Below are 26,160 nucleotides of genomic sequence, written 5' to 3'. Positions count from 1 at the left end.
TTCGGGTTAGGGATTGCGGAAACGAATATTCTCGCGGCTGAGCTGGCCAACACTGGTGACACCCATCAACTTCATGTCGCGCTCGATCTCGGCACGCATCAACCCAAGGGCCCGTTCGACCCCAGCCTGCCCTGCGGCAGCCAGAGGATACAGGTAGTGCCGCCCGATACCCACGGCTTTGGCCCCGATCGAAAGCGCCTTGAGCACATGGGTGCCACGCTGAATGCCGCTGTCCATCATCACGTCCAGCTTGTCGCCAACGGCATCTACAATCTCGGCCAGCTGGTCAAACGGCGTGCGCGATCCGTCCAGTTGGCGGCCACCGTGGTTCGACAGGATGATGCCGGTACAACCAATCTCAGCCGCGCGTTTGGCATCTTCGACGGTCATGATCCCTTTCAGGCAGAACTGACCATCCCAGTCGCGCACCATCTGCGCCACGTCATCCCAGTTCATCGACGGATCGAGCATATCGGTGAAATACCCCCCGATCGAGCTGGCCCCACCGCCCATATCCACATGTTCCTCAAGCTGAGGCAGCCGGAACTTTTCATGGGTGACATAGTTGATGCCCCACATCGGCTTGATCGCAAACTGTATCATGCCGCCCAGCGTCAATCGGAACGGGATCGAGAACCCGGTACGCAGATCACGCTCGCGGTTGCCACCGGTGATGCTGTCGACGGTCAGCATCATGACCTCGACACCCGCCTCTTTGGCGCGCTGCATCATGGCGGCATTCAACCCGCGATCCTTGTGAAAGTAGAATTGATAGACCTGCGGGTTCTTGTGTTTCCGGCGCAGCTCCTCCAGCGAGACGGTTCCCAGAGAGGAAACTCCGAACATGGTACCGTATTTCTCTGCCGCTGCCGCGACGGCGCGTTCACCCTGATGGTGGAACAGGCGCTGCAACGCGGTGGGCGAGCAATAGACCGGCATGTCCAGTTTCTGCCCCATCACCGTGACGGACATGTCCACATCCGCCACCCCCCGCAAAACTGACGGAAGCAGCTCACAGCGGTCGAACGCCTTGGTGTTTTCCCGATACGTCACCTCGTCATCCGCGCCGCCGTCGATGTAATTGAAGATCGGCCCCGGCAGCCGCTGCTTGGCCAGCCGCCGGAAATCGTGGAAGTTATGACACTGGCTCAGACGCATGGCGATAGCTCCTCAATAAGCGACTGACGGCAGCCATGTGGCCAATGTCGGCCACAGGAAGACCAGCGCGAGTCCTGTCAGTTGCAGCAAAACAAAGGGCACGATGCCTTTGTAGATATGCGTCAGCTTGATCTCTGGCGGGCAAACGCCTTTGAGGTAGAACAAGGCAAAGCCAACGGGCGGCGTCAGGAAGCTGGTTTGTAGCGTCACAGCGACAAGGATCACGAACCACACCAGTGCCGGTTCATCCAGCACGCCAAAGCCGGGGATGTCGATGCCCAGACCGTTCACGATGGGGCGCATCAGTGGCAGCACGATCAGCGTGATCTCGATCCAGTCCAGCACAAATCCCAGCAGGAAGACGATGAACAGGATGAAAAGGATGGTGCCGTTCGCTCCAAAGCCGGTGGATTGCACCACATGTTCGATCAACTCGTCCCCACCCAGTTCTCGCAGGACATAGGAAAACACGGTCGCGCCGAGGAAGATCGCAAAGATGTAGGCGGTGGTGTTGAAGGTCGAAACCAGCACGTTCCACAGCTTGGCAAACGTCAGCTTGCGATAGCCCAACGCCAGCAAGGTGGCACCCAGCGCGCCGATGCCCGAGGCCTCGGTCGGCGTTGTCAGACCGGCGAAGATCGAACCCAGTACCGCAAGGATCAGCATCAGCGTCGGGATGACGGCGATCAGCACATCCTTGACGGCGGCCCAATCGGGCGCCTTGGCACCCTCAGGCACAGGGGCCGCGTCGCGCTTCACCAGCGCGAGGATAAAGATATAGGTCAGGTACAGGCCGCCTATGATCACGCCCGGGAACACCGCCGCCATGAACAGGTCGCCCACCGACAGGGCCATCTGGTCAGCCATGATCACCAGCATGATCGAGGGCGGGATCAGAATGCCCAGCGTCCCCGAGGCCGAAACCACGCCCGCCGCCAGCGTCGGCTGGTATTTCTGCTGCATCATCGACGGCAGCGACAGCACGCCCAGAAGAACCACCGAGGCACCAATGATGCCGGTCGAGGCCGCCAGAATGATCCCGATCAGGGTCACAGTGATGGCCAGACCTCCGCGCACTGTCCCGAACAGACGCTGCATCGAGGACATCAGACGCTCGGCCACACCGGATTCGTCCAGCATAAGACCCATGAAGATGAACATCGGCAGGGCAACCAGAACCGCATTGGACATGGTCGCGTAAACCCGGTTCACAACCGCGCCCAGCGTCAGATAATCGAGACCGGTAAATGTGCTCTCAAGCCCGGTCCACAGCATCAGATCGTTGTCGAACAGGTAGGCCAGACCACAATAGGAGACTCCAACACCGGCCAGAACCCAAGCGACCGGGTAGCCGGTGAAGAGCAGCGCGATGAAGGTCAGGAACATCGCGATGACCAGCTTTTCCTCGGTCGTTTCGACCAGGAACGTCAGGCCCACACAGACGGCGGCGAACACGGCGAGCACCAGAAGAATACGGCGCAGTGGCGCGCCTTCACGTTCCGAGGCCGGTCCGTACATCAACGCGTGCCCGTCGTGGATCAAGCGTGCCAACGCGGCCAGTGCCAACAGAACAAAGCTGATGGGAATGACCGCCTTGAAGGCCCAACGCGCAGGCAGGCCGGTGGGGCTGTCAGAGCGTTCGTTGACGCGAAGGCTTTCGTAGAAATAGTCATAGCCCTGATCGACCATCAGATAGATGAACGGGGTCAGCAGGGTCAGGATGCCGATCACCTCGATGATCCGCTGCGCGCGGCGTGACAGTTGCATATGCAAGACGTCCACGCGCACATGGCTGTCGGTGATCAGAGCGTATGAGATGCCGATCATCGTGACGATCCCGTAGGAGTGCCACTGAATCTCGTCCAACTTGGGATAGTTCTGGCTGAACAGGTAACGCAGCGAGACCTGTGCAAAGATCGCGCCCATCAGCAGGACATTGGCCCACATGACCACATGACCCACCGCCTTGACCCCGGCATCGATCGCAACTGCGACTTTCTGGCGGTCGGTTTCGGGGTGTTCCAGGATGCCTTCATAGGCTTCGACCGGATCGTTGAGGTTGTTTTGGGTGGTCATGGTCATTCCTCGCTCAGCAACCCGGAATACGGGCAGTGAAAGGTTAGAAAGTCCGAAGATCAGGAAGCAGGAACCGGAGCGGCGGATCAGGCCGCCCCGGCAACGTCAGTGAGGGAGAGATTACTGACGTGGGAGGAACGCGTTTGTCTTCCAGAGGTTATAGCCGTCACGGAACTCGTTCATGTCGGCCAGAACCTGTGCAAAGAAGGCATCATTGGCGGCCTCTTCAGTGGCAACCTCTTCCCAGGTTGCGCGGAAGGTATCCAGCATCTCGGGCGACCACTGCTTGATGGTAACGCCGTTGTTTTCAACGTTGTCGATCAGGGCCGCGTGCTGAATGGCTTCGCCTTCGGCAAAGCTGTCTGCCATCGAAGCCTTGCAGGCGTTTTCGATGATTGCCTTGTGCTGATCGCTGGCTTCGTTCCAGACGTCCTTGTTGATCAGCAGTTCAAACACGGTCGCCTGCTGATGCCAGCCGGGGAAATAGTTGAATTTGACCAGCTTGTGAAAGCCCAGACGCGCGTCGATCGCAGGCATCGAAAACTCGGTCGCATCAATCGCGCCTTTTTCCAATGCAGGGAAGATCTCGCCACCTGGCAACAGCGAGGTCGCTACACCCAGTTTCTGCATCACCTTGCCGCCCAGACCAAAGAAACGCATCTTCAGCCCGTTCAGGTCTTCGGGCGAGTTGATCTCGGACGCGAACCAGCCCGAGGTTTCCGGCGCGATGATGGCGCAAGGCAGAACTTTGACGTTGAAGCCGGCCTGATCATACATCTCCTGATACAGGGTCATGCCGTTGCCATAATACAGCCAAGCCATGTATTCGCCGGCCTCGGGGCCGAACGGTACAGCTGAGAACAGTGGCGCAGCCGGGATTTTCCCGGCCCAGTAACCAGCCGTGGTGTAGCCCGAGTTGATTTTGCCGGTGGACACAGCGTCCAGAATTTCGAAGGGCGGCACCAGTTTTCCCGGCTCGTACACCTTCATCTTCAGCGTGCCACCGGACATCAGTTCCAGCTGATCAGCCACGCGAGGGACCGGCGAGCCCAGACCCGGCAACTCGGTTGAAAAGGCAATTGGTGTTTTCAGCAGCAACTTGTCCGCCGCAACCGCGGGTGCAGCCAGCAGGCTGGCGACCATGGCCAGGCTCGTCAGGGTCTTCTTCATGAATTCTCCTCCAGGGTTGGTCGGTTTTTTCCCGATCATTGGCGCAGGCTCTTCCAGCGTCGCTCCGGTGGTAAACTAACTTTACCAGATTAAACCAGTCAATAACTTTATTTACCACTGGAGAAGTTTGAGTTTTGAGATCCGACTCCAAAAACTCCTGCAAAAACCCGGGATGACCGCCTTAAAGCCATGCTGATTTCTTAAAAACCGTTCACAAACAAATGTGTACGTCATCCAAGGGAAGACCACCCTCGCGCTTGAAAATTGAACGGATATGGTTATGTTTGTTTACCAGTTATTCCGGGCTTTTTAGCGTCACACAGGGCAGCATCTCATGAACACCACGGCGATATTTGAACCGGTTGGACACGAATCGCTGGCCGATGCAGTGGTTTCACAAGTCGAGGACCTGATCGCGTCGGGCATCCTGAAACAGGGCCGGAAACTGCCCTCGGAGCGCGATCTGGCCGAGATGCTGCGCGTGTCACGCCCAAAACTGCGCGAGGCCCTTCAGGTGCTGGAAGAACGCGGTCTGGTCACAACGCAACACGGTGAAGGGACATTCGTCGCAGCCCTGACCGGACAAGCCATGATGCCCGCGCTTCTTGCTTTGTACGAACGCCATGAGCCGGCTTTTTTCGACTATCTGGAGTATCGCCGCGAACAGGAAGGTTTTGCCGCCCGCCTTGCCGCACGTCGTGCGACCAAGGCAGACAAGGAAAGGATTTCAGAAATCCTCCACGAAAACGAACGGGCATGGCAGGAGCAGGATGCCAAGGCTTCGCAAGAAGCAGACTTTGCCTTGCATTCAGCGATTGTTGATGCCAGCCAGAACGCGACCCTGATCCACATGATGGCGTCGATCTACGAACTCACCCGCAAGGGCGTTTTCTACAATCGCGACTTCCTGCGGACAATCGATGGGACCGGCGAAAAGCTGTTGCAGCAACATCTCGAACTCGGCCGCGCGGTAATCGAAGGTGATGAGGAGCGGGCCGAAAAAGCGGCTACGAATCACATCGACTTTGTCGAAGAGTCCTTCAAACTCGGGATTGAACAGCGGCGACGCGAAGCCATGGCCGAAAAGCGCCGGATACTGACGCGCTAATCGAATAGCCACTCACTTATTCTTCAGGTTGCGACGCTGATGGAATGGTATTGCTACCCGAGACATTGTTTTGGAGCTGGTCGGCCAGTTGGGTCGACATCAAGGGATTGACGTCAGATATCCTCTCCGGGCGGTTCCAGAAGGCCACCGGGTTCCAACAACGCCCGCTCTGACAGCCAGGGATTGAGTTCAAGCGCTGCGGACAGTGCTGTGCGCGCGTCTTCAAGACGTTTCAAACCCAGTAAAGACAATGCGCGTCCGCTGAGTGCGCCGATGTGGTTTGGCGACATTTCGATCGTGACATTCAGGTCGCGCAGCGCCGCGTCAAAATCCTGCCTCAGGTAGTTTACAAAAGCCCTCTGATTGTAACCTTCGGCGTAATTCGGGCAATATTCGACGAGCTGGTTGAAGTCATCCAATGCGCCCGACAAGTCCCACGCCTCTCGTCGCGCCATTCCCCGGTCCAGCAGTGTCTGCGACCGAGCATCCGGCGCGTCTGTCCAGAGCTCCCACATTTGATTCGAGATGACCCGGGCGTCGCTTTGCGATTGCGCCTTTTGGACCTGCTTGATCAGCGCATTCACCCCTTCAATATGATCCGGAGCAGTGGGGCATGTCTCGGCGATGGCCGAGCATGAACAAGCGATCAGAAAAAAGGTTGCAGCAAGCGTTCGCATCACGAAACAAAAGTGGGCCATACTTCCGCCGGGTCAAGGCTGATATTCAAAACCACCCAGCATACCGGTTTCCTTCACGGCCTCCATCGCAACAAAAGTTGACGTATTGGCGACATGCGGCAGAGACGAAATCTTCTCGGCCAGAACACGGCGATACTCGGACATCGTTGCGGTGCGTATTTTCAAAAGGTAGTCAAAATTGGACGCGATCATATGTGCCTGCTCGACCTCAGCGGTTTTGCGGACGGCTGCGTTGAACTCGGCCAGAGCCTTTTCGCGGGTATCGGTCAAACGCACCTCGACAAACGCAACATGATCCAGGCCCAGTCGGATCGGATCCAGCATCGCCCGATATCCCTGGATTACCCCGCTTGCCTCAAGCCGCTTGAGCCGCGCTTGAGTCGGAGATTTCGAAAGCCCGATCTCGCGCGCAAGGTCGGCCACCGAGATACGACCATCCTCGGCCAGAATTCTTAGAATCGACCGGTCGAACCGATCCAGATCAGGAAAGCTCATTTGCGCTGTCTTGTGCCAAATTTTCAGAACACTGACCTTCCAATAGCCAATAATCGGTCCGTTGTCCTGAATTTTCCGCATTATATTATCACAAAGACCGGAGGACATATGTCACACAGCCTGCGCACACTCATCGATAGCTCAACCTACGCCGATCAGTCGGCAGTTCTTGATACCCTGATCTCTCAGGCAAACCTGACAGACACGGATCGCAGCGCCATCAGCACCGCCGCTGCGCAGCTTGTACGCGACATCCGGTCCAGTACTTCTCCGGGGTTGATGGAGGTATTTCTGGCCGAATATGGCCTGTCCACCGACGAAGGTATCGCCCTTATGTGTCTGGCTGAAGCGTTGTTGCGCGTGCCGGATGCCGACACAATTGATGCGCTGATCGAAGACAAGATCGCGCCATCCAATTGGGGCAAGCACCTGGGCCACTCTTCCTCGTCGCTGGTCAATGCCTCGACCTGGGCGCTGATGCTGACCGGCAAGGTGCTGGACGAGGGCAAGGCCTCCCCGGTCAGCGCCCTGCGCGGCGCCATCAAGCGGCTGGGCGAGCCGGTGATCCGCACCGCCGTCGGGCGCGCGATGAAGGAAATGGGCCGGCAGTTCGTTCTGGGCGAGACCATCCAGTCCGCCATGAAGCGCGCCGCGGGGATGGAGGCCAAGGGCTATACCTATTCCTACGACATGCTGGGCGAAGCGGCCCGGACCGAAGCGGACGCGGCGCGCTATCACCTGTCCTATTCCCGCGCCATCTCGGCCATTGCCGAGGCATGCATCCACAACGATATCCGCGCCAACCCCGGCATTTCGGTAAAACTGTCCGCCCTTCATCCCCGTTATGAACTGGCACAGGAACAGCGTGTGATGGACGAACTGGTGCCGCGACTGCGGGCGCTGGCTCTGCTGGCCAAGGCGGCCGGAATGGGCCTGAACGTCGATGCAGAAGAGGCGGATCGTTTGTCGCTGTCGTTGCAGGTGATAGAGGCGGTGATGTCCGACCCAGCCCTTGCCGGCTGGCACGGGTTTGGTATCGTGGTTCAGGCCTATGGCCCGCGTGCAGGTTTGGTACTGGATACGCTGTATGGCATGGCCGAACGTCACGATCGCCATATTATGGTGCGATTGGTCAAAGGAGCCTATTGGGATACTGAGATCAAACGCGCGCAGGTCGAAGGGGTGGATGGCTTTCCGGTCTTCACGCACAAAGCCGCGACCGACGTCTCTTATATCGCCAATGCGCGCAAACTGCTGGGCATGACCGACCGGATCTACCCGCAATTTGCCACGCACAACGCCCACACGGTCAGCGCCATCCTTCACATGGCCGAAGATCAACCGTTCGAGTTCCAGCGCCTACACGGCATGGGCGAGACCCTGCATCAGATCGTAATGAACAAGCAGACCTCCCGTTGCCGCATTTATGCGCCGGTCGGGGCACATCGCGACTTGCTGGCTTATCTGGTTCGACGCTTGCTGGAGAACGGTGCAAACTCATCCTTCGTCAACCAGATTGTGGACGAGGATGTGTCACCGGAACAAGTCGCCGCCGATCCGTTTGTTGCGGTCCGGACCCCTCCGCCAGCACTGCCGACCGGACCGGAACTGTTCCAGCCTGAAAGGCCGAATTCCAAGGGTTTTGACCTGTATCACACACCAACACTGGATCAGATTGATGCGGCACGGGATCAGTTCCGCTCTCATCACTGGTATGCGCAACCATTGCTGACCGACACGGCCAAACCCGAAGCGGATGAGCCGGTGGTCAATCCGGCACGGCCTCAGGACAAGCCCGGCGCGGTGGCCGCGGCAAGTGCAGCGGACGTGGAGATGGCATTGGCTTCGGCCGACCCCTGGGACGCCCCTGCTGCCGAACGCGCCCGTGTCCTCAATGCCGCAGCCGATCTTTATGAAGCGCATTATGGCGAGTTGTTTGCACTGCTGGCGCGTGAGGCAGGGAAGTCGCTGCCTGATGCGGTGGCGGAACTGCGCGAGGCGGTGGATTTCCTGCGTTACTATGCAGCCAACATCCCCGACGCCGATCCCGCGGGAATTTTCACCTGTATCAGCCCGTGGAACTTCCCGCTGGCGATTTTCTCAGGACAGATCTCCGCCGCGCTGGCCACCGGAAACGCAGTTCTGGCCAAGCCAGCGCCCCAGACGCCCCTGATCGCGCATCGTGCGATTCAACTCATGCATGAGGCAGGTGTGCCACGCGATGTGCTGCAACTGTTGCCCGGCGGGCCTGCCGTGGGCGCGGCGCTGACATCGGATCCGCGTGTCTCGGGTGTGGCCTTCACCGGGTCTACGGCCACCGCGCTGAAAATCCGTGCGGCGATGGCCGGATCCATGCGTCCCGGTACGCCTCTGATTGCAGAAACCGGTGGTCTGAATGCAATGATCGTCGACAGCACCGCCCTTCCCGAACAGGCCGTGCAATCGATCATCGAAAGCGCCTTTCAGTCGGCGGGCCAGCGCTGTTCCGCGCTGCGGTGTCTGTATCTGCAGGAGGATATCGCCGACGACGTTCTGACCATGCTCAAAGGGGCGATAGATGCGCTGAGTGTTGCAGATCCGTGGCTGATCTCGACGGATTGCGGCCCGGTCATCGACGCGCAAGCCCGGCAGGGCATCGCCGAACATGTGACCAGGGCGCGCCACGAAGGGCGGGTGCTGAAGGAGCTTCCGTTGCCGCCCGAAGGCATCTTTGTTGCACCGACACTGATCGAGATCCCCGGCATCGCCGCGCTGGAACGCGAGGTGTTCGGCCCGGTGCTGCACGTCGCCCGGTTCAAGTCGCAAGAGATCGACAAGATCATCGCCGATATCAACGCCACCGGATACGGCCTGACCTTCGGCCTGCACACCCGCATCGACGACCGCGTGCAGCATGTGACCGAGGCGATCCATGCGGGCAACATCTATGTGAACCGCAACCAGATCGGCGCCATCGTCGGCTCGCAGCCCTTCGGCGGCGAAGGATTGTCAGGCACCGGCCCCAAGGCGGGCGGGCCGAACTACATGATCCGGTTCTGTGCGCCCGACCGTCAAAGCACGGCGGATACCTGGGACGCCGTGGCTGATCTGCCTGCTGCGCAAGGTCAACCTGCGCCGGTCAAAACCCGATCCCTGCCCGGCCCGACCGGTGAATCGAACCGCCTGAGCGAGTATCCCCGTCCGCCCCTTCTGTGCATGGGGCCCGGAGAAGCCGCAGCGCGCGCGCAGGCCGATGCTGTATGTGCGCTGGGTGGCACCGCCATTCAGGCGACCGGGATGCTTGACCTGCACAGGTTGGAAAACCTGAACGGCATTTCGGGCGTGTTGTGGTGGGGAGATGACGAAACAGCGCGGCAGATCGAACAGCATCTGGCGCGCCGCGACGGCCCGATTTTGCCGCTTATCCCCGGTAAGCCCGACTGCGCGCGTGTTCTGGGTGAACGCCATGTCTGCGTCGACACGACCGCAGCGGGCGGAAACGCTGCATTGTTGGGAGGTGCGGCATAAGCTTGCCTTGACGCTGGGCGCACAAAAGCCCAGCGTCACACCATGTTTCCGATCCGTGACCACAACCCTTCGGGGCGTACGCCTTATGTTGTCTATGCCTTGCTGGCGGCCAATATACTGATCTTCCTCAGCTATGTCGGAATCATGGATGATGGGCCGCGGATCAGCAGGCTGTTTTTCGACTATGCCATAATCCCGGCGCGGGTCAGCGACGGGTTCGGGCTGGAAACCCTCGTGACATCCATGTTCCTGCACGGGGGGTGGATGCACCTTGCCGGAAACATGCTGTTTCTGTGGATCTTCGGTGACAATCTGGAAGACGAGATGGGCCATCTGCCATTCCTGCTGTTCTATCTGGCAGCCGGGATTGGCGCGGGCCTGATTCACATCATCACCGGGCCGGACTCTCAGGTCCCCACAGTTGGGGCCTCGGGCGCGATTGCTGGCATTATGGGCGGGTATCTGCTGCTGTTCCCGAAAGCACGGGTGGATGTCCTGCTGATCCTGGTCGTTTATTTCAGGATCTTTACCATTCCCGCCTTCATCATGCTGGGCGTCTGGCTGGCGATACAGTTCTTTGGCAGCGTCACCAGCAACCCGGACGAAGGCGGCATCGCCTATTGGGCCCATACCGGGGGGTTTGCCGTTGGCCTGATCCTGTGCGTACCGCTGTGGCTGAGACGCGGCGGAATTCAGTTCTGGGATCGCACCCATGGACATCCGCCCCACCCGGAGGCGAAGTACAAGCTGTCCCAATCCCGCATTCCGCGCGTTCCGCGTCGTTAAGGCCGGTCCAAAGGGCGTCTAGCCCCGGATCACCTTGGCGAACTGATCGAAGATCGGTTCGTTCGAACAGATCACCTCACCATCTTCCAGCACATTGCCTTCAGGGTTCAACGCCTGCACGAAACCACCAGCTTCTTTGATGATGATGACACCGGCAGCCAGATCCCACGCATTCAGGCGGCGTTCCCAAAAGCCCTCATACCGGCCGGCAGCCACATATGCCATGTCGAGCGCGGCAGCACCCCAACGACGGACACCGGCGCAGGCGGGCATCAGGCGCGCCAGATCCTGCAGGGTTGCTGGCAGATCCGAACGACCACCAAAGGGCAGACCGGTCGCGAAGACCGATTCAATCATACGGTGACGGCTCGACACGCGCATACGAGTGTCGTTCATCCAGGCTCCCTCACCTTTTTCAGCAAAGAACATCTCGTCCTTGGCGGCGTCATAGACCACGCCGGCAACGATCTTGCCCTTGTGTTCCAGAGCTATGGAAATCGCCCAATGCGGCAGGCCGTGCAGGAAATTGGTGGTGCCGTCCAGCGGATCGACGATCCAGCGGCGGGTTGGGTCTTCGCCGTCAAGGGCACCGCCCTCTTCGGCCAGCCAGCCATAGGTCGGTCGTGCGCCCAACAACTCTTCTTTCAGGATGGCTTCAGCGGCGATATCTGCCTTCGAGACAAAATCACCGGCACCTTTCATCGACACCTGCAAATTCTCGACTTCACGGAAATCCTTGACCAAAGAACGCCCCGCCTTGCGCGCGGCCTTGATCATGATGTTGAGATTTGCACTGCCAACCATTGTCAAAAGGCTCCTGTCCGGTCAAACCGCGCGTATACTGCCGCAATGCGCCATTGCCAAGAGGAATGATGCGCATAACAGACCCGCAGGAAACGCCGTTACTGGGATTGCAGCTTGCGCGCCTCTTCCCGGGCCAGTTTCACCAGTTCCTGAACAAAGGGCTTCTCCAGATCTTCCGACCGGACAGCTGCGTAGAGACGCCGTGTAATGCCCTCTTTCGTCAGCGGTCGGGTGACGTAGTCCGAATTGTATTTGACCTCGCGCACGACCCAATCCGGCAGAACCGAAATCCCGCGATTTGAGGCCACCAGAAGCAAAATGACGGCGGTCAGTTCAACCTGCCGGATCGTTGCCGGTTCAATCCGTGCAGGGATCAGCAACTGGCTGAACACATCCAGACGCGTGCGTTCGACCGGATAGGTGATCAGAGTCTGACCCCGAAAGTCCTCGGCCTCGACATAGTCTTTTTTGGCCAACGGATGGGTCGAAGCCGCTACAAAGACTGCATTGTAATCAAAAAGCTCCACAAACTCGACACCCGGCAAGTCTTCGGGATCGGATGAGACCACCAGATCGACCTCTTCCTTCTGCAAGGCTGGCAGGGCGTCGAAAGCCAGGCCAGGACGAATATCGACATCCACATCGCTCCAAGACTTCCTGAAGGCCTCAAGAACAGGAAACAACCATTCGAAACAGGCATGGCATTCGATGGCAATATGCATCCGCCCCGTGCGCCCGTCCCGCAGCGATGAAAACTCACTCTGCGCGGCCTCGACCTGAGGAAGGATTTGCTCGGCCAGTCTCAAAAGGCGGAATCCGGCGGCTGACAGTTTCATTGGCTTTGAGCGACGCAGAAACAGTTCAACTCCCGCCTGATCCTCCAACCCTTTGATTTGATGACTTAATGCGGACTGGGTGATATTCAGCTGATCCGCAGCACGGGCCAGCCCGCCGCATTCGTGGATTGCCTTTATCGTACGCAGGTGCCGGAATTCAATATGCATTTCAAACAGCATTCATGTTATTGATGAGCAATATGAGTTTGTTTCACATTGCCCGTCATGGCACAAGGGGCTCAGTTGATCCAGTGAGGCCACAATGTCCAATCCTGAAATTTCCTTCGAGTTCTTTCCCCCCAAAACTCTGGAAGCCTCTTTCCGCCTTTGGGATACGGTTCAGACATTGGCCCCCTTGGATCCCCGCTTCGTTTCTGTCACCTACGGCGCTGGCGGCACAACGCGTGAACTGACACGTGACGCGGTTTCAACCCTGCACAAGTCATCGGGCCTGAACGTGGCCGCTCATCTGACCTGCGTCGATGCTTCGCGGCAGGAAACCCTGGAGATCGCAGACGCCTTCGCACGCGCTGGGGTGCAAGATATCGTCGCCCTGCGCGGCGATCCGCCAAAGGGTCAGGACAAGTTTGTGCCGCACCCGGACGGGTTTTCCAGTTCGGTTGAGCTGATAGAAGCACTGGCCGAAACCGAAATGTTCAGCATTCGTGTCGGGGCCTATCCTGACACCCACCCCGAAGCCGCAGACATGGCTGCGGATGTGGACTGGTTGAAAGCCAAACTGGACGCTGGCGCAGACGAAGCGCTGACGCAGTTCTTCTTCGAAGCCGAGACCTTTTTCCGGTTCCGTGACGCATGCGCCAAGGCCGGGATCGACAAACCGATCGTGCCGGGCATCCTGCCGATCGAGAACTGGTCGGGTGCCCGCAATTTTGCAAAACGCTGTGGCACGCATATTCCGGAGTGGGTCGAACAGGCCTTTGAAAAAGCGGTGCGCGACGAGCGCGAGGATCTGCTGGCCACGGCAATCTGCACTGAACTGTGTTCGGACCTGATCGAAGGCGGCGTGGACAAGCTGCATTTCTATACCCTGAACCGCCCTGAACTGACACGCGATGTCTGCTTTGCGCTGGGCATTTCACCACGGGTCGAACTGGAAAACGTCGCCTAAAACCCAAAAACCCCAAAGATTCGCCCGGGTTACGTTTGCCCCGGGCGTTTTGACGTCTCGGAATGTGTGAACTGTTTCACAATCGCGCGCGCTGAATGCCGCCTTTACGGAACAATTGAATCTCCGCATCGTGATTGTCGTCGCAAGCCCTGCAAATCAGCCTCGAAATTTGACAAAACCACGACCCTGGCGACACTGGAAGAGTGTAGTTTGTAATGAGTGTTTTAAGTATGGAACCTGTCGATAAAGTGCGGGCACGCACGAACGCGCTGGCAGATCTGGGGTTAACCCCCTGCGCCAATTCCAGTGAAATCAGAGAGGCCTGGCGGCAGATCGCCTTTCATTCGCATCCTGATCACAAGGACGGTGACAGTTCCGGGTTCTCGCGCGCCAAAGCGGCCTATGATTTTCTGCGCAAGGAAGGGTTGGCAACAAAAGCTGGTGCCAGTTCCGGTTCTCCGCAGCCGCGTCGACCCCGTTTGAAAAAACGCATCATCGAACTTCCGCAGGAAGACATCGCCGCCTGCAAGGCGATGCTGAACCCCCACCAGGTGCTGCCGCATATGCACAATGAGAGGGATGTCGAGGAAATGCCTGATGCAAGTGTCTCGGACCACGTTCCTGATGCGGTCGGGTGTTACGGGCGGCATTTGACCTATTTTGTAACCACGCCCGTGCATCATGGGGCAAATCGCGTCGCCTTGCCAACGACTGTCCTGAGCAGCACACGCCACACCGAGGCTGAAATTCTGAGCTTTCAGTCCAAAGATACTGGTGCGGGGGAAGTCATCATCCCCGATACAATCCGCGAACGCAAGTTTCCAGGGGCCAAGAGTGTGCGGATCAGATTTGATGCTGATCAGGATATTCGGGATCAATTCTGGCTTGCGGGGTAAGGGTCTGAGCCCGGCTGAACCAGCCGGGCACTGATATTGTGTCGCCGGATCAGTTTGAAACCGGGCCTTCAGAGGTGAATTTCGGGATCACGTTGGTTGAGGCGTCGCTCGGTTCGATACCGGGCCAATTTCCTTCGGCAAGATTGATATTGCCCGGAATGTCTTCCTCAAAAAATCCCACAACCACGTCGGTGATGTTGAGATACAGCTTGTCATCCACGATCCGCCACAGGTTCGGGTTTGCCGGAACCTTGCCGCCACGCGACACGCCGTAAGCGCAGTGTCCATCATATTGCGGCGCATAATATGCAGGGTTTTCTAGGAACTTGGCGCGGTTTTCCTCGGTCGCAAAAGCCCAGGTTGCACCGTTGTACTCTGCGGTGATGTCGGCTTTTCCGCGCACACCTTCGTGCTGCGGCTGGCCAACCGGCACCTGATCCAGACTGCGATAGGCAACGACGTCATATCCCGAGACAGCAAAACCTGTGCCGTCAACATATTGAGGTCCGGCAAAAGCCGGAACCGCCAGAACTATGGCCGCAGCGAGGGTCAATGCAAAGCGTTTCATGTGGTCCATCCTTTTCGGGTCAACTATGTCCGTGATGCCGTGCTGGCAGGTCTGTCAGGACAATATGCGATTCCCGTGCGGTGCGTAGTCCCCCTAACGCCGCTGTGACCTGGCACGAGAAAACGTGAGAGTTTGGCTGCGGAATGTTACAGAATAAGCCGGTCGCACCGGGTTGGACTCGGCGGTTTGCAATATTAGCTGTAAGGCAGTCCTGATATAGGCAAGAAAGGCAAGAGATGAGCGACCAATCCTCGTACACCCCACCAGCAGTCTGGACCTGGGACAGTAAAAGTGGCGGACAATTCGCCAACATCAACCGGCCGATTGCCGGTGCCACCCATGACAAGGACCTGCCGGTCGGACAGCATCCCCTTCAGTTGTACTCGCTCGCCACGCCCAATGGCGTGAAAGTCACGGTAATGCTGGAAGAGCTGCTGGCACTTGGTCATGAAGGTGCCGAATACAATGCCTGGCTGATCAACATCGGAGAAGGCGATCAATTCAGCTCGGGCTTTGTCGAGGCCAACCCCAACTCGAAAATCCCCGCGCTTTGGGATCGGTCGAGTGACAAACCTATCCGTGTTTTTGAAAGCGCCTCGATCCTGTTCCATTTGGCTGAGAAATTCGGCGCGTTCCTGCCCGCCTCTGGCCCGGAGCGGACCGAGGTGATGAACTGGGTTTTCTGGCAGATGGGCAGCGCGCCTTACCTGGGCGGTGGCTTCGGGCATTTCTACGCCTACGCACCAGAGAAATGGGAATACCCGATCAACCGTTTCGCCATGGAGACCAAGCGCCAACTGGATGTTCTGGATCGTGAACTGGCGGATAAGACCTTCATCGCGGGTGAAAACTATTCGATCGCCGACATGGCGATTTGGCCATGGTATGGTCAGTTGGTTCTGGGCCGCCTTTATAGCGCGGCAGAGTTCTTGGACGTGGATTCCTACAAGAACGTCATGCGATGGGCCAAGGCGATCGACGCGCGCCCTGCGGTTCAGCGTGGCCGCATGGTCAACCGCGCCTTTGGCGAACCGCACACCCAGCTTCACGAACGCCACGACGCCAGCGACTTCGAAACCCGCACGCAGGACAAATTGGAAGCAGCCGCGGAATAAACAAGCCCCAATGCAACAACACGCGGTGCAGCTTGCGCCGCGTGTTTGCGTTTGGATGATTATTTCAGAATGGGTGGGTTGTCCGGGTTGCTGCCGGGGGTTTCACGGACCGTTTCGGCAATTTGAGACTGAGGCAGATCAAACCGAAGCCCCACCTTGGCCAACAGCGCAGCGGCGGCCTCGCTTGCGGTGAAAAAACCGACATCCATCGCGCCTGCCTCGATCCCGGAAAAGGTCAGCGCCTCGGACGCGGCCTTGGCCAAAGCGGGCTCGGCCCCCTCGATCGCATCGACAAATCCCAACAGATGGCTCTGCGCGCCCGATTTGGACTTGGTGGCGACCAGATAAGCCGCGCTGGCAAGTCCGCCTGTCGTCGCCAGTTTCGCATCCAACGCGGTCAGCAGGTTCTGCGGCAGGCCGGCAGGGGGCAAAAACTCGGAAAGTTCTTCCTCAACCTCTTGCGGGCTGTGTTGCAATGTCTCGGCCAGCCAACCCAAAGCTTCTGCCGGAACAAGCATGGAAGATGGCGCCGTCTCCAGATTCAGACCAAGCCCGATGCCCTGCCCCGACAGCATCCCCGACAGCGCACGCCCCGACAACGCCACATAAGGCACGGGCTGCCCGGCAAACTGCGCCAGCCGGTCCTCACGGTCAAAGGCCAGAACAAAGCGCCCGTCAGCCACATCGAACAATTCGGGCGAGATATTCTCGTCCCGTGCTTCTTCGGTCAGCATCAGGAACAGCTCGCTGTCCGCGAGCCGTTCAAAGAAACGCAGCCGGGCGGCATCATTTTGCGGATCCGCCTGCATCGCAGCATGCGCGGTGTCCAACGCCGTGGAGTCAGTCATTCAGCACCTCTTGGACCCGTGCACGCAAAACAGGCAGCAATTCAGCCTCGAACCACGGGTTTTTCTTCAACCATGCCGTATTGCGCCAGGACGGGTGAGGCAAGGCAAAGACCCGCGGCGCATGGTCCCGCCAATTGCGAACGGTGTCAGTCACCGACCCGCGCACGCCAAGATGAAACTTGTGCGCATGACCTCCGACCAACACGGTCAGCGGCACACGCCCCAGTTCCTGCATCACTCGGTCATGCCAGGTCTTGCGGCAAATCGCAGGTGGAGGAAGATCAGCATTGCGCGCATCATATCCAGGAAAGCAGAACGCCATCGGTACGATCGAAACGCGGTCGCGATCGTAAAAAACCGTCTCATCAATCCCCAGCCAGTGCCGCAGTCTGTCGCCTGACGGGTCGGTAAAGGGCCGCCCCGACTCGTGCACACGGGCGCCCGGTGCCTGCCCGGCGACAAGGATTGGCGTTCCGGTGCGGAACCAGACCACCGGGCGCGGCTCGTGTGCGGTTTCTGTTTGCGCGAACCTGTCAGCACACAAGCGGCAGGCGCGGATCCCCTGACGTAAAGCGTTCATCTGATCGTGAAGGCCCCTGCCCATCCAGACTGTTGTTGGTCGGTAAAACAGATAGTATCGACCGGACGCAGCACCAAGTGAATGGAATTTCTTGCTGCAACTGACCAGACAATCATGCGCATTACCGCGACGCATTGATCATTTGTTTCATAATTCGACATAATGTAGCCAACATGGGTCGGTAAAAAATCCTTTCTGGCCGCCCGCAAGTGCGACAACACGACCAAAACGAGCAGCAGACCGCGAATGCTAGAGTTCGACAACGTCAGCAAATCCTTCTGGACCGGAACGCGCCGCAAGGTGATTCTGGATCGGGTCTCATTTCGGGTCGAACTGGGCACCTCGCTGGGTGTTCTGGCCCCGAACGGAACCGGGAAAACCACGTTGATCAACATGATGGCAGGTCTGGAAAAACCCGACGAAGGCGTGATCCGTCGCGAATGCCGCGTTTCCTTTCCCATGGGGTTCACCGGTGGCGTGTCGGGGAAACTGTCAGCGCTTGAGAACGCACGTTACATCGCCAAAATCTACGGTATGGACCCCGACTATATCGAGGCCTATTGCAAATGGCTCTGCGGCTTGGGCGAATATTTCGACCAGCCCCTCGCTACGTATTCCTCTGGGATGAGAGCGCGTTTTACCTTTTCTTTGATGCTGGCGTTGGACTTTGACATGTACCTCATCGACGAAGGGATGCCGGCGACAACAGATGTCGAATTCAACGAAAAGGCAGGGTCGATCCTGAAGGAAAGGTTGCGCACAACGACTTTGGTGATCGTATCGCACAGCCCGTCCGTGTTAGAGAAATTCGCCCGGAAAGCGGCCGTACTTCTGGACGGGCAATTGTATATGTTTGACTCCTTGGAAGAGGCGAAGCAGCTGTATGACTACGAAACCCAAGGTTAGAAAATATAACTGGCGCCACAAACGCCAGACTGAAAGTTCGGCCGAGGCGAGGTCGGACGCAATTTCGCGTATTCGCAACGCGACGCATGACCCTGCCGCCGCAGGCGAGGCGCAGCCGGGGACGCAGCTGGATGACATCAAGCGCGAAGGCCTGACGGGCCGTCAATTGCGTATCGCACGACGCTTGGCGCAAAAACACAATCTGGCTGCCACATCCGACTATGACGCGGTGCGGTTGCTGCGCAAAAAGGGCGTAGATCCCTTCCAGCGCACCAATCTTCTTGACCTTGCTGCCGCAAAACCATCGAACGGGGGTGACAAACCCAAGGACAAGATCAACGTTCAACTGCCGCAGGCCATGGGTGCCGAGAAAACAAACCTGCCCGGGCCCGAGCTCAGCCCAGCCGAACGGCGCAATTTCGAAATCGGCCAAATCCAAAAAGACATCGCCCGTCGCCGCAGGCGTAAATTGTTTGGACTGTTTGCGCGCCTGGCAGTCTTTGTATTCCTGCCGACCTTCATTGTCGGGTTCTATTTCTACCGCATCGCCACTCCGATGTATGCGAGCGATTCCGAATTCCTGATCCTGCAAGCTGATGGCGGGCCCGGCAATATCGGCGGTCTGCTTGCCGGCACGCAATTCGCCACCACGCAGGACTCGATCTCGGTTCAGTCCTTCCTGGAATCGAAAGAAGCTTTGCTGTTGCTGGATCGGGATGCCGGGTTTTCCGATGTCTTCAAACAGGAATGGATCGACCCGATTCAGAGACTGGCCCCGGACGCCACGCTTGAAGACGCCTACAAGCTGTTCAAACGCATGATCACCATCGGCTATGACCCGACCGAAGGGGTCATTCGGATGGAAGTTGCTGCCCCCGATGCCCAGACGTCGACCGAATTTGCCGAACGTCTGATCTCTTATGCAGAAGACAGGGTGAACGCCTTGTCCGGGAAAAAACGTGAAGACCAGATGCGCGACGCACTGCAAAGTTTCGAAGCGGCGCAGGAAGCGCGCAGACAAGCTCAGGAAGAATTGATCGAGCTTCAGCTTCAGGGCGCAGTTCTTGACCCCGAAAACGTCATTGCCAGCCTGCGCGCCCGCATCAACGAAATCGAAATTCTGGTTCAGGACAAAGAACTTGAACTCGCGGCGCTTCAGGACAACCTGCGTCCGAACAAAGCAAAGGTTGATGGCGTCAAAGCAGATATCGCCCGTCTGGAGAAGGTTCTGAAAGATCTGAATGCCGAGATGCAGGATGCCTCGGACGGCGAAAACTCGCTGGCGCGGTTGAGCGTGCGCATCCAGATCGCGCAGGCGGACCTGGCGGCGCGGGACATGATGCTGCAAACGGCAATGCAGCAAATGGAATCGACCCGGTCCGAAGCCAACCGGCAGGTACGCTATCTGACCGTCTCGGTAAACCCGGTTCCCAGTCAGGAACCCAGCTATCCGCGCAAGTTCGAAAATACGATTTTGGCATTTCTGTTGTTTGCTGGTATCTACCTCATGATCTCGCTTACCGCGTCGGTCCTTCGTGAACAGGTATCCTCATAAGACTCATGAAACATGTAAAAATCTCCGACCTGACAGTCGGCAACGACCTTCCGCTGACCATCATTGCAGGCCCGTGTCAGCTTGAATCCGCAGACCACGCGCAAATGATTGCGGGCAAGATGAAAGAAGCCTGTGACGCCGCCGGGGCGCAATACGTTTTCAAGGCGTCTTATGACAAGGCAAACCGAACCTCTCTGTCAGGCAAGCGCGGCATGGGAATCGATGTGGGGCTGCAAGTGCTTGACGGCATCCGCAAGACGATGGGCATCCCGGTTCTGACCGATGTTCATACCGAAGCACAATGTGCCATCGCCGCCGAAGCGGTGGATGTTCTGCAAATCCCCGCTTTCTTGTGCCGTCAGACTGATATGCTGCTGGCGGCAGGCAACACCGGGAAAGCGGTAAATGTAAAAAAGGGGCAATTCCTTGCACCCTGGGAAATGACCAATATCGTCGACAAAGTTGAAAGCACCGGAAACGAGAACATCCTGCTGACAGAGCGTGGCACCTCATTTGGCTACAACACGCTGGTTGCCGACATGCGCGCGCTGCCTCAAATGGCGAAAACCGGGTATCCGGTCGTGATGGACGCCACCCATTCCGTGCAACAACCCGGCGGCAAAGGCGGGTCTTCGGGCGGGCAGCGCGAATTTGCGCCAGTGATGGCCCGCGCCGCCGTTTCTCTGGGTGTTGGGGCTGTGTTCATTGAAACCCATCAGGATCCGGATTCCGCCCCATCGGACGGGCCAAATATGATCCCGCTCGACCAGATGCCCCAACTTGTTGACACATTGATGCGATTTGATGCGCTGGCTAAAGCAAACCCTATTCAAATTTAACGATTGAGACTTGTTATGACCAAACCCCTTCCCGAGGTGACACCCAACAGCTGGAGCTTTCTGCGCGACGCAATGATCAAGCCCACCGGGTTCCGTGAATACGACGCCCGCTGGAAATACCCCGAAGAGATCAACCTGCCAGGCATGACCGCGCTTGGACTGGGGCTTGGCACGCAGATGCGCAGGCGCGGCATTGAGCCCGTGATCGCCGTTGGCAACGACTATCGCGATTACTCGCTGGCGATAAAAAACGCATTGATGCTGGGCCTGATGCAGGCCGGTATCCGTGTGAAAGACATTGGCCCTGCACTCAGCCCCATGGCTTATTTCGCGCAGTTTCATCTGGACGTGCCTGCCGTGGCGATGGTCACTGCCAGCCACAATCCCAACGGCTGGACCGGTGTAAAGATGGGTTTTGAGCGCCCTCTGACCCATGGCCCTGATGAGATGTCGGAACTGCGTGACATCGTTCTGAACGGCGAGGGACTGCCACACGAAGGCGGATCATACGAGTTCGTTGAGGGGATAAAAGAAGCCTATATCGACGACCTGGTGGGCGATTTCAAAATGTCCCGCCCGCTGAAAGTGGTCTGCGCAACGGGCAACGGCACAGCATCGGCCTTTGCGCCCGAGATTTTCGAACGGATCGGGGTTGAGGTTGTGCCCAGCCATAACCGTCTGGACTATACCTTCCCCAACTACAACCCGAACCCTGAGGCCATGGAAATGCTGCACGACATGGCCGCCATGGTAAAGTCCAGCGGTGCCGATATGGCGCTTGGGTTTGACGGTGACGGTGATCGTTGTGGTGTTGTCGATGACGAGGGTGAAGAGATCTTTGCCGACAAGGTCGGCGTCATCATGGCGCGTGATCTGGCCAAGCTGTATCCCGGATCGACCTTTGTCGCGGATGTGAAATCCACCGGTCTGTTCGCCAGCGATCCCGAATTGCAGGCCCTGGGCGTCAAAGCCGATTACTGGAAGACCGGCCACAGCCACATGAAGCGTCGGGTCAAGGAAATTGGCGCACTGGCCGGGTTCGAAAAGTCAGGCCACTACTTTTTGGCCGAACCGGTCGGGCGTGGGTACGACTGCGGGATGCGTGTCGCAGTCGAGATCTGCAAACTGATGGACCGCAACCCGGATCAGAGCATGTCGGACCTGCGCAAGGCTTTGCCCAAGACATGGTCCACACCCACGATGTCGCCCTATGCAGCCGATACCGAGAAATACGATATGCTTCAGCGACTGGTCGAAAAGCTGGTCGAGAAGGGCAACACCGGTGAGACATTCGCGGGTCGCGCAATTAAAGAAGTGGTTACGGTAAACGGCGCACGTGTGATTCTGGACAACGGCAGCTGGGGTCTGGTGCGGGCTTCATCCAATACCCCCAATCTGGTCGTTGTCTGTGAAAGCAGCGAAAGCGAGGCTGAGATGCGCGCCATCTTCGCGGACATCGATGCCGTCATCCGCACCGAGCCCGGAGTCGGCGATTACGACCAAACCATCTGAAAACAACCGCTTGGGGCATATCCCAATGCCCCAAGCACGTTAGTTGTTCAATCCCCGCCAAACAGTTTGAGCAGACCTTTCTTGGCCTCTTCTTCAAGCTTGTCCTTGATTGCATCTTCGATCTGATCACTATCGGTGATCGTCGTGTCCAATTCGTTGCCGACCTTTTCAAAAACCTTCTGTTTGGCGTCGTCTTCCAGTTCCTTGACCTTCACATCCGCAGCCGCCTCGATCACCTTGGTCAGGTCCGGCTTGATCGACGGGTCGCTCCAGGGACCCACGATGCGAACGGGGACCGATATCCCCTGCCCGGAATTGGCACGCAACGCCACTGGCGTGAACAGGTAGTCGATATTGCGCCCCCCCAGATCCACGGCACCGGTGCCATCTGCGCGAAAATTCTTCAGTGACATGAGCAGATCGTTGTTCGTCAACACGCCCTGATCGATGGTGAAACTGGCCGTCAGGCTGTTGAACACAGTGGTTCCGCCTGATCCGGTGCCCTGCCCCATCAACCGGTCTAGATCGAGCCCGTAAATCACTCCGGGACCAACATCTAGGTTTCCCTTGCCGCTGAGGGACCGCATGATCTGATCCTCGGACTGACCAGCGCCCAGAAACTCAAACGCGCCGGCAGCGGTTCCCGACAGGCGCTCAACACCGGCCATTGTGGTCAGCGCTTGTTTCAGGTCGATCCCGGTCGCGGTCACAGTACCGCCGACAGACAGGCCGTTGCGATTGTTGGCAACCACCTGACCCTTCAGTTGCCCCGAAAACAGCGTGGCCGGATGCATTTCAAGAACGGCCCGCGACCGGTCCAGCGACAGGGTCAGGTCGCTTTTACCGAACGTCATTCCGGGCACGTCGATCGAGTTGGCCGTCAGGCGAATTTTACCGTTCGCCAGTGCCAGAGCGGACGCGTCGATAGGGTCCTTTGACCACCCCTCAGTTGCAGGAGCGTTTGCCTGAGACGTGCTGCTTGGAGCAGAACCCGTTTCGGAAATCCGCGACAGATCCAGATCACCGGCATCCAGACGAGCCACGATCCGTGGCGGGTCCGAGATGGTGACATCCGCCTCACCTACAAACCGGTTGTCATCCAATTGCGCAGTCATGTTCCGCATGGAAATCCGCCCATCCTGCGTATATGTCATCTGCGCGGAAATGTCGGCGACTTTGCCCAATCCAGGCGGTACAGTCGTGCCAGCCTGACCGAAGGCGGTAAGCAACCTTTCGGTGTCTCGCGTCACGACCTTGATGGTTCCATCCATTTCACCCGTAAGATTGACGCGTCCTTCAAATCCGATCTCGCCGCCCGGGGCCGTCAAAGCCAGTTCCAGATCAGTCACTGACCCGGCCGCAAAAGCCGGTAAATCCGGGATTTTCAGATCAACCTGAACCGCCCCTCCGGGCACCGGCATGGCCGCCTTCATCACCATCGCGGCCGTGACCTCGGGCCAACTTGCAGATAGCGTCACGTCCGAGAAATCCATCTGCGAGACGCCATTTTCCACGTAAATCAGCCGTGCATTTGTCAGCTCCAGCTGATCCAGAGTGACTTGCCCCGATGGTTCAGCTGGCGTGGAGTCCCCGGTCGTGGCCGCAGTTGCCTCGGTTGTCGGGGCGCTCAACTCCCAATTGCCGCGCCCATCTGATCGTTCCAACCGCAACACGGGATTGTCTGCAAAAACACGTTTGATTCGCAGATCCCCGTTCAACAGCCCGGCAGCGTCCACCCCGACGGCAAGGCTATCCGCGCTGAGCATCGGCTCCGGTCCGGCCCAGCTCGCATTGCCGAAACGCACCGGCCCGGTCTCCATCCCCACCACCGGCCAGAAGGATATGCGCACATCGCCGGTCAGTGTCAGATCCCGCCCGGTCTGGGCCTTGACCTGCTCGGCCAGAATCGCAGCAAGCTTCTCCCCCGGCATCAGCAACAGCGCGCCGATAATCAGCGCGACCACCGCCACAACAATAAACAGGATGCGCATCAGCCATTTCATATTCTGCTCTCCGCCTTTTGGCTTGTCATTGCCGTGATCATTCAAATCACACGTCACATTTGCAAGGGGAAGCTTTCCCCACTATACGCCGCGCATGACGACGAACCCGCCAAACCTCCGCCCCGACCTGGCACCTGCTGCCCGGATCACCGAGACGCCCCAATCAAACCAGCCGACTATCGGTATGGTGTCCTTGGGATGCCCAAAGGCGTTGGTCGACAGTGAACGCATTCTGACCCGGCTGCGTGCCGAAGGGTACGGCATTTCGCCAGATTATGCCGGGGCCGATGCCGTCATTGTGAACACCTGCGGGTTCCTTGACAGCGCCAAGGCGGAATCGCTGGACGCGATCGGAGAGGCGCTGGTGGAAAACGGCAAGGTCATCGTGACCGGCTGTCTGGGCGCAGAACCGGATTACATTCGCGAACATCACCCCCGCATCATGGCTGTCACCGGCCCGCACCAATACGAGCAGGTTCTGGATGCGGTGCACGCCGCCGTGCCACCCGATCCTGATCCGTTCGTGGACCTGTTACCCGCCGCCAGTGTGCAACTGACCCCGCGCCACTACAGCTATCTCAAGATTTCCGAGGGCTGTAACCACAAGTGCAAGTTCTGCATCATTCCTGACATGCGCGGCAAACTGGCAAGCCGTCCGGCCCATGCTGTCCTGCGCGAGGCCGAAAAGCTGGTCGACAATGGCGTGCGCGAGCTGTTGGTGATTTCGCAGGACACCTCGGCCTATGGGCTGGATCGCAAATACGACGTGAACCCGTGGAAAGACCGCGAGGTGCGCAGCCACATCACTGATCTGGCGCGGGAGCTAGGGCAGATGGATGCCTGGGTGCGGCTGCACTATGTGTATCCCTATCCGCATGTGCGTGACCTGATTCCGCTGATGGCTGATACCGGGTGCAACGTGCTGCCCTATCTGGATATCCCGTTTCAACACGCCCACCCGGACGTTCTGAAACGCATGGCCCGCCCGGCTGCAGCGGCCAAAACGCTGGTTGAGATCAGGGCGTGGCGTGCGATCTGCCCGGATATCACCCTGCGATCTACCTTTATCGTTGGCTATCCGGGCGAAACCGAAGCCGAGTTCCAAACGCTGCTGGATTGGATGGATGAGGCGCAGCTGGATCGCGTCGGCTGCTTTCAATATGAAAACGTCGAAGGCGCGCGCTCGAACGACCTGCCCGATCACGTCCCGGCAGAAATCAAGCAAGAGCGCTGGGATCGTTTCATGGAAAAGGCACAGGCGATCTCGGAGGCCAAGTTGCAGGCGAAGGTCGGACAGACGCTTGAGGTGATCGTGGACGAGATCGACAACGAGGCCGCCACCTGCCGCACCAAGGCAGACGCGCCCGAGATCGACGGCAACCTGTTCATCGATGAAGGATTCGAAAACCTCAACCCCGGTGACATCGTCACGGTCGAAGTGGACGAGGCCGGAGAATACGATTTGTGGGGTAAGCCCGTCTAAGGTCTGACAATGCGTCAGACACACGTCATATGGACAAAGCGTGAAGCGAGTTTATTGGCAGAACACGCGGTCAGACCCGATCTTGGAC

22 protein-coding genes are annotated in these 26,160 nt (G+C 58.3%); 11 read left to right on the top strand and 11 right to left on the bottom strand.

The genetic code is table 11. The features are described from left to right. Positions 1-6 precede the first annotated feature (6 nt). The 3 genes from D1823_RS00315 to D1823_RS00305 all read right to left on the bottom strand — a co-directional run bounded on the left by D1823_RS00315 (position 7) and on the right by D1823_RS00305 (position 4,404). Positions 7-1,158 carry an alpha-hydroxy acid oxidase gene (locus D1823_RS00315; RefSeq protein WP_117867989.1) on the bottom strand — a complete coding sequence of 384 codons (1,152 nt, stop codon included), beginning with the start codon at positions 1,156-1,158 and terminating at the stop codon, positions 7-9. Between the two features lie 12 nt (positions 1,159-1,170). After that, positions 1,171-3,234, bottom strand: coding sequence for a TRAP transporter large permease subunit (locus D1823_RS00310; protein ID WP_117872573.1), 2,064 nt, complete (start codon positions 3,232-3,234; stop codon positions 1,171-1,173). Positions 3,235-3,354: 120 nt separating this feature from the next. Then, entirely contained in the window at positions 3,355-4,404 is a 1,050-nt protein-coding gene (locus tag D1823_RS00305; RefSeq protein ID WP_117872571.1) for a TRAP transporter substrate-binding protein, read from the bottom strand. A 334-nt stretch (positions 4,405-4,738) separates the two neighbouring features. On the opposite strand from D1823_RS00305, the gene D1823_RS00300 reads away from it, so the two are divergent. Next, positions 4,739-5,512, top strand: a complete 774-nt coding sequence (locus D1823_RS00300; protein WP_117867987.1) for a FadR/GntR family transcriptional regulator — start codon at positions 4,739-4,741, stop codon at positions 5,510-5,512. A gap of 113 nt (positions 5,513-5,625) precedes the next feature. On the opposite strand, the gene D1823_RS00295 is transcribed toward D1823_RS00300, so the two are convergent. After that, positions 5,626-6,210 carry a hypothetical protein gene (locus D1823_RS00295; protein WP_371415290.1) on the bottom strand — a complete coding sequence of 195 codons (585 nt, stop codon included), beginning with the start codon at positions 6,208-6,210 and terminating at the stop codon, positions 5,626-5,628. 12 nt (positions 6,211-6,222) lie between these two features. Beyond that, positions 6,223-6,705, bottom strand: a complete 483-nt coding sequence (locus tag D1823_RS00290; RefSeq protein WP_117872569.1) for an Lrp/AsnC family transcriptional regulator — start codon at positions 6,703-6,705, stop codon at positions 6,223-6,225. Positions 6,706-6,813: 108 nt separating this feature from the next. Here D1823_RS00290 and putA point away from each other — a divergent pair, with 108 nt between their 5' ends. Together putA and D1823_RS00280 are read left to right on the top strand one after the other, a co-directional pair. After that, a complete protein-coding gene (gene putA, locus D1823_RS00285) occupies positions 6,814-10,212 on the top strand; it encodes a bifunctional proline dehydrogenase/L-glutamate gamma-semialdehyde dehydrogenase PutA (RefSeq protein ID WP_117867982.1) in 3,399 nt (1,132 codons plus the stop codon). A gap of 42 nt (positions 10,213-10,254) precedes the next feature. Next, complete coding sequence (locus tag D1823_RS00280) at positions 10,255-10,998, top strand: rhomboid family intramembrane serine protease (RefSeq protein WP_117867980.1); 744 nt, start codon at positions 10,255-10,257, stop codon at positions 10,996-10,998. Between the two features lie 18 nt (positions 10,999-11,016). Here the strand turns inward: D1823_RS00280 and D1823_RS00275 are convergent, their stop codons facing one another. Both D1823_RS00275 and D1823_RS00270 read right to left on the bottom strand, forming a co-directional pair. Further along, positions 11,017-11,802: an inositol monophosphatase family protein gene (locus D1823_RS00275; protein WP_117867978.1), complete on the bottom strand. Its 786-nt coding sequence runs from the start codon at positions 11,800-11,802 to the stop codon at positions 11,017-11,019. 98 nt (positions 11,803-11,900) lie between these two features. Next, positions 11,901-12,806 (bottom strand): LysR family transcriptional regulator, encoded by a 906-nt coding sequence (locus D1823_RS00270; protein WP_117872567.1) that lies wholly within the window; start codon positions 12,804-12,806, stop codon positions 11,901-11,903. 94 nt (positions 12,807-12,900) lie between these two features. Here D1823_RS00270 and metF point away from each other — a divergent pair, with 94 nt between their 5' ends. Both metF and D1823_RS00260 read left to right on the top strand, forming a co-directional pair. Further along, entirely contained in the window at positions 12,901-13,767 is an 867-nt protein-coding gene (gene metF / locus D1823_RS00265; protein WP_117867975.1) for a methylenetetrahydrofolate reductase [NAD(P)H], read from the top strand. A 230-nt stretch (positions 13,768-13,997) separates the two neighbouring features. After that, positions 13,998-14,663 (top strand): J domain-containing protein, encoded by a 666-nt coding sequence (locus D1823_RS00260; protein ID WP_117867973.1) that lies wholly within the window; start codon positions 13,998-14,000, stop codon positions 14,661-14,663. Between the two features lie 49 nt (positions 14,664-14,712). Here the strand turns inward: D1823_RS00260 and D1823_RS00255 are convergent, their stop codons facing one another. Then, positions 14,713-15,231: a YHS domain-containing (seleno)protein gene (locus tag D1823_RS00255; RefSeq protein ID WP_117872564.1), complete on the bottom strand. Its 519-nt coding sequence runs from the start codon at positions 15,229-15,231 to the stop codon at positions 14,713-14,715. A gap of 236 nt (positions 15,232-15,467) precedes the next feature. Between D1823_RS00255 and yghU the strand changes: the two genes are divergently transcribed. After that, positions 15,468-16,346 carry a glutathione-dependent disulfide-bond oxidoreductase gene (yghU, locus tag D1823_RS00250; protein ID WP_117867971.1) on the top strand — a complete coding sequence of 293 codons (879 nt, stop codon included), beginning with the start codon at positions 15,468-15,470 and terminating at the stop codon, positions 16,344-16,346. Positions 16,347-16,405: 59 nt separating this feature from the next. On the opposite strand, the gene D1823_RS00245 is transcribed toward yghU, so the two are convergent. Together D1823_RS00245 and D1823_RS00240 are read right to left on the bottom strand one after the other, a co-directional pair. After that, positions 16,406-17,194, bottom strand: a complete 789-nt coding sequence (locus D1823_RS00245) for an SseB family protein (protein WP_117867968.1) — start codon at positions 17,192-17,194, stop codon at positions 16,406-16,408. Next, positions 17,187-17,774: a uracil-DNA glycosylase family protein gene (locus tag D1823_RS00240; RefSeq protein WP_117872562.1), complete on the bottom strand. Its 588-nt coding sequence runs from the start codon at positions 17,772-17,774 to the stop codon at positions 17,187-17,189. Before D1823_RS00240 ends, D1823_RS00245 begins: the two co-directional genes overlap by 8 nt. A 246-nt stretch (positions 17,775-18,020) precedes the next feature. Between D1823_RS00240 and D1823_RS00235 the strand changes: the two genes are divergently transcribed. From D1823_RS00235 to D1823_RS00220, 4 genes are read left to right on the top strand one after another with little or no spacing between them, the layout of a single operon-like run. Next, complete coding sequence (locus tag D1823_RS00235) at positions 18,021-18,680, top strand: ABC transporter ATP-binding protein (protein ID WP_117867966.1); 660 nt, start codon at positions 18,021-18,023, stop codon at positions 18,678-18,680. Further along, positions 18,658-20,235: a capsule biosynthesis protein gene (locus tag D1823_RS00230; protein ID WP_117867964.1), complete on the top strand. Its 1,578-nt coding sequence runs from the start codon at positions 18,658-18,660 to the stop codon at positions 20,233-20,235. Before D1823_RS00235 ends, D1823_RS00230 begins: the two co-directional genes overlap by 23 nt. 5 nt (positions 20,236-20,240) lie before the next feature. Continuing rightward, entirely contained in the window at positions 20,241-21,074 is an 834-nt protein-coding gene (gene kdsA / locus D1823_RS00225; RefSeq protein WP_117867961.1) for a 3-deoxy-8-phosphooctulonate synthase, read from the top strand. A 15-nt stretch (positions 21,075-21,089) separates the two neighbouring features. After that, positions 21,090-22,586, top strand: a complete 1,497-nt coding sequence (locus D1823_RS00220; protein WP_117867959.1) for a phosphomannomutase/phosphoglucomutase — start codon at positions 21,090-21,092, stop codon at positions 22,584-22,586. 47 nt (positions 22,587-22,633) lie between these two features. Here the strand turns inward: D1823_RS00220 and D1823_RS00215 are convergent, their stop codons facing one another. After that, positions 22,634-24,589, bottom strand: coding sequence for an AsmA family protein (locus D1823_RS00215; protein ID WP_117867957.1), 1,956 nt, complete (start codon positions 24,587-24,589; stop codon positions 22,634-22,636). Between the two features lie 94 nt (positions 24,590-24,683). On the opposite strand from D1823_RS00215, the gene rimO reads away from it, so the two are divergent. Next, entirely contained in the window at positions 24,684-26,072 is a 1,389-nt protein-coding gene (gene rimO, locus D1823_RS00210) for a 30S ribosomal protein S12 methylthiotransferase RimO (RefSeq protein ID WP_117867955.1), read from the top strand. Positions 26,073-26,160: the final 88 nt, after the last annotated feature.

The sequence above is a fragment of the Ruegeria sp. AD91A genome, assembly GCF_003443535.1.
In the GTDB taxonomy this organism is placed as follows: Bacteria; Pseudomonadota; Alphaproteobacteria; order Rhodobacterales; family Rhodobacteraceae; genus Ruegeria.
This window is presented reverse-complemented; position numbering and strand designations above follow the sequence as displayed.

Coding starts and splice junctions, on each gene's coding strand:
- yghU (WP_117867971.1), top strand. CDS start 15,468: ATGAGCGACCAATCCTCGTACACCCCACCAGCAGTCTGGACCTGGGAC.
- D1823_RS00270 (WP_117872567.1), bottom strand. CDS start 12,806: ATGCATATTGAATTCCGGCACCTGCGTACGATAAAGGCAATCCACGAA.
- D1823_RS00255 (WP_117872564.1), bottom strand. CDS start 15,231: ATGAAACGCTTTGCATTGACCCTCGCTGCGGCCATAGTTCTGGCGGTT.
- D1823_RS00295 (WP_371415290.1), bottom strand. CDS start 6,210: ATGGCCCACTTTTGTTTCGTGATGCGAACGCTTGCTGCAACCTTTTTT.
- D1823_RS00300 (WP_117867987.1), top strand. CDS start 4,739: ATGAACACCACGGCGATATTTGAACCGGTTGGACACGAATCGCTGGCC.
- D1823_RS00235 (WP_117867966.1), top strand. CDS start 18,021: ATGCTAGAGTTCGACAACGTCAGCAAATCCTTCTGGACCGGAACGCGC.
- D1823_RS00310 (WP_117872573.1), bottom strand. CDS start 3,234: ATGACCACCCAAAACAACCTCAACGATCCGGTCGAAGCCTATGAAGGC.
- D1823_RS00230 (WP_117867964.1), top strand. CDS start 18,658: ATGACTACGAAACCCAAGGTTAGAAAATATAACTGGCGCCACAAACGC.
- D1823_RS00220 (WP_117867959.1), top strand. CDS start 21,090: ATGACCAAACCCCTTCCCGAGGTGACACCCAACAGCTGGAGCTTTCTG.
- D1823_RS00240 (WP_117872562.1), bottom strand. CDS start 17,774: ATGAACGCTTTACGTCAGGGGATCCGCGCCTGCCGCTTGTGTGCTGAC.
- kdsA (WP_117867961.1), top strand. CDS start 20,241: ATGAAACATGTAAAAATCTCCGACCTGACAGTCGGCAACGACCTTCCG.
- D1823_RS00215 (WP_117867957.1), bottom strand. CDS start 24,589: ATGAAATGGCTGATGCGCATCCTGTTTATTGTTGTGGCGGTGGTCGCG.
- D1823_RS00260 (WP_117867973.1), top strand. CDS start 13,998: ATGGAACCTGTCGATAAAGTGCGGGCACGCACGAACGCGCTGGCAGAT.
- D1823_RS00305 (WP_117872571.1), bottom strand. CDS start 4,404: ATGAAGAAGACCCTGACGAGCCTGGCCATGGTCGCCAGCCTGCTGGCT.
- putA (WP_117867982.1), top strand. CDS start 6,814: ATGTCACACAGCCTGCGCACACTCATCGATAGCTCAACCTACGCCGAT.
- D1823_RS00280 (WP_117867980.1), top strand. CDS start 10,255: ATGTTTCCGATCCGTGACCACAACCCTTCGGGGCGTACGCCTTATGTT.
- D1823_RS00245 (WP_117867968.1), bottom strand. CDS start 17,194: ATGACTGACTCCACGGCGTTGGACACCGCGCATGCTGCGATGCAGGCG.
- metF (WP_117867975.1), top strand. CDS start 12,901: ATGTCCAATCCTGAAATTTCCTTCGAGTTCTTTCCCCCCAAAACTCTG.
- D1823_RS00275 (WP_117867978.1), bottom strand. CDS start 11,802: ATGGTTGGCAGTGCAAATCTCAACATCATGATCAAGGCCGCGCGCAAG.
- D1823_RS00315 (WP_117867989.1), bottom strand. CDS start 1,158: ATGCGTCTGAGCCAGTGTCATAACTTCCACGATTTCCGGCGGCTGGCC.
- D1823_RS00290 (WP_117872569.1), bottom strand. CDS start 6,705: ATGAGCTTTCCTGATCTGGATCGGTTCGACCGGTCGATTCTAAGAATT.
- rimO (WP_117867955.1), top strand. CDS start 24,684: ATGACGACGAACCCGCCAAACCTCCGCCCCGACCTGGCACCTGCTGCC.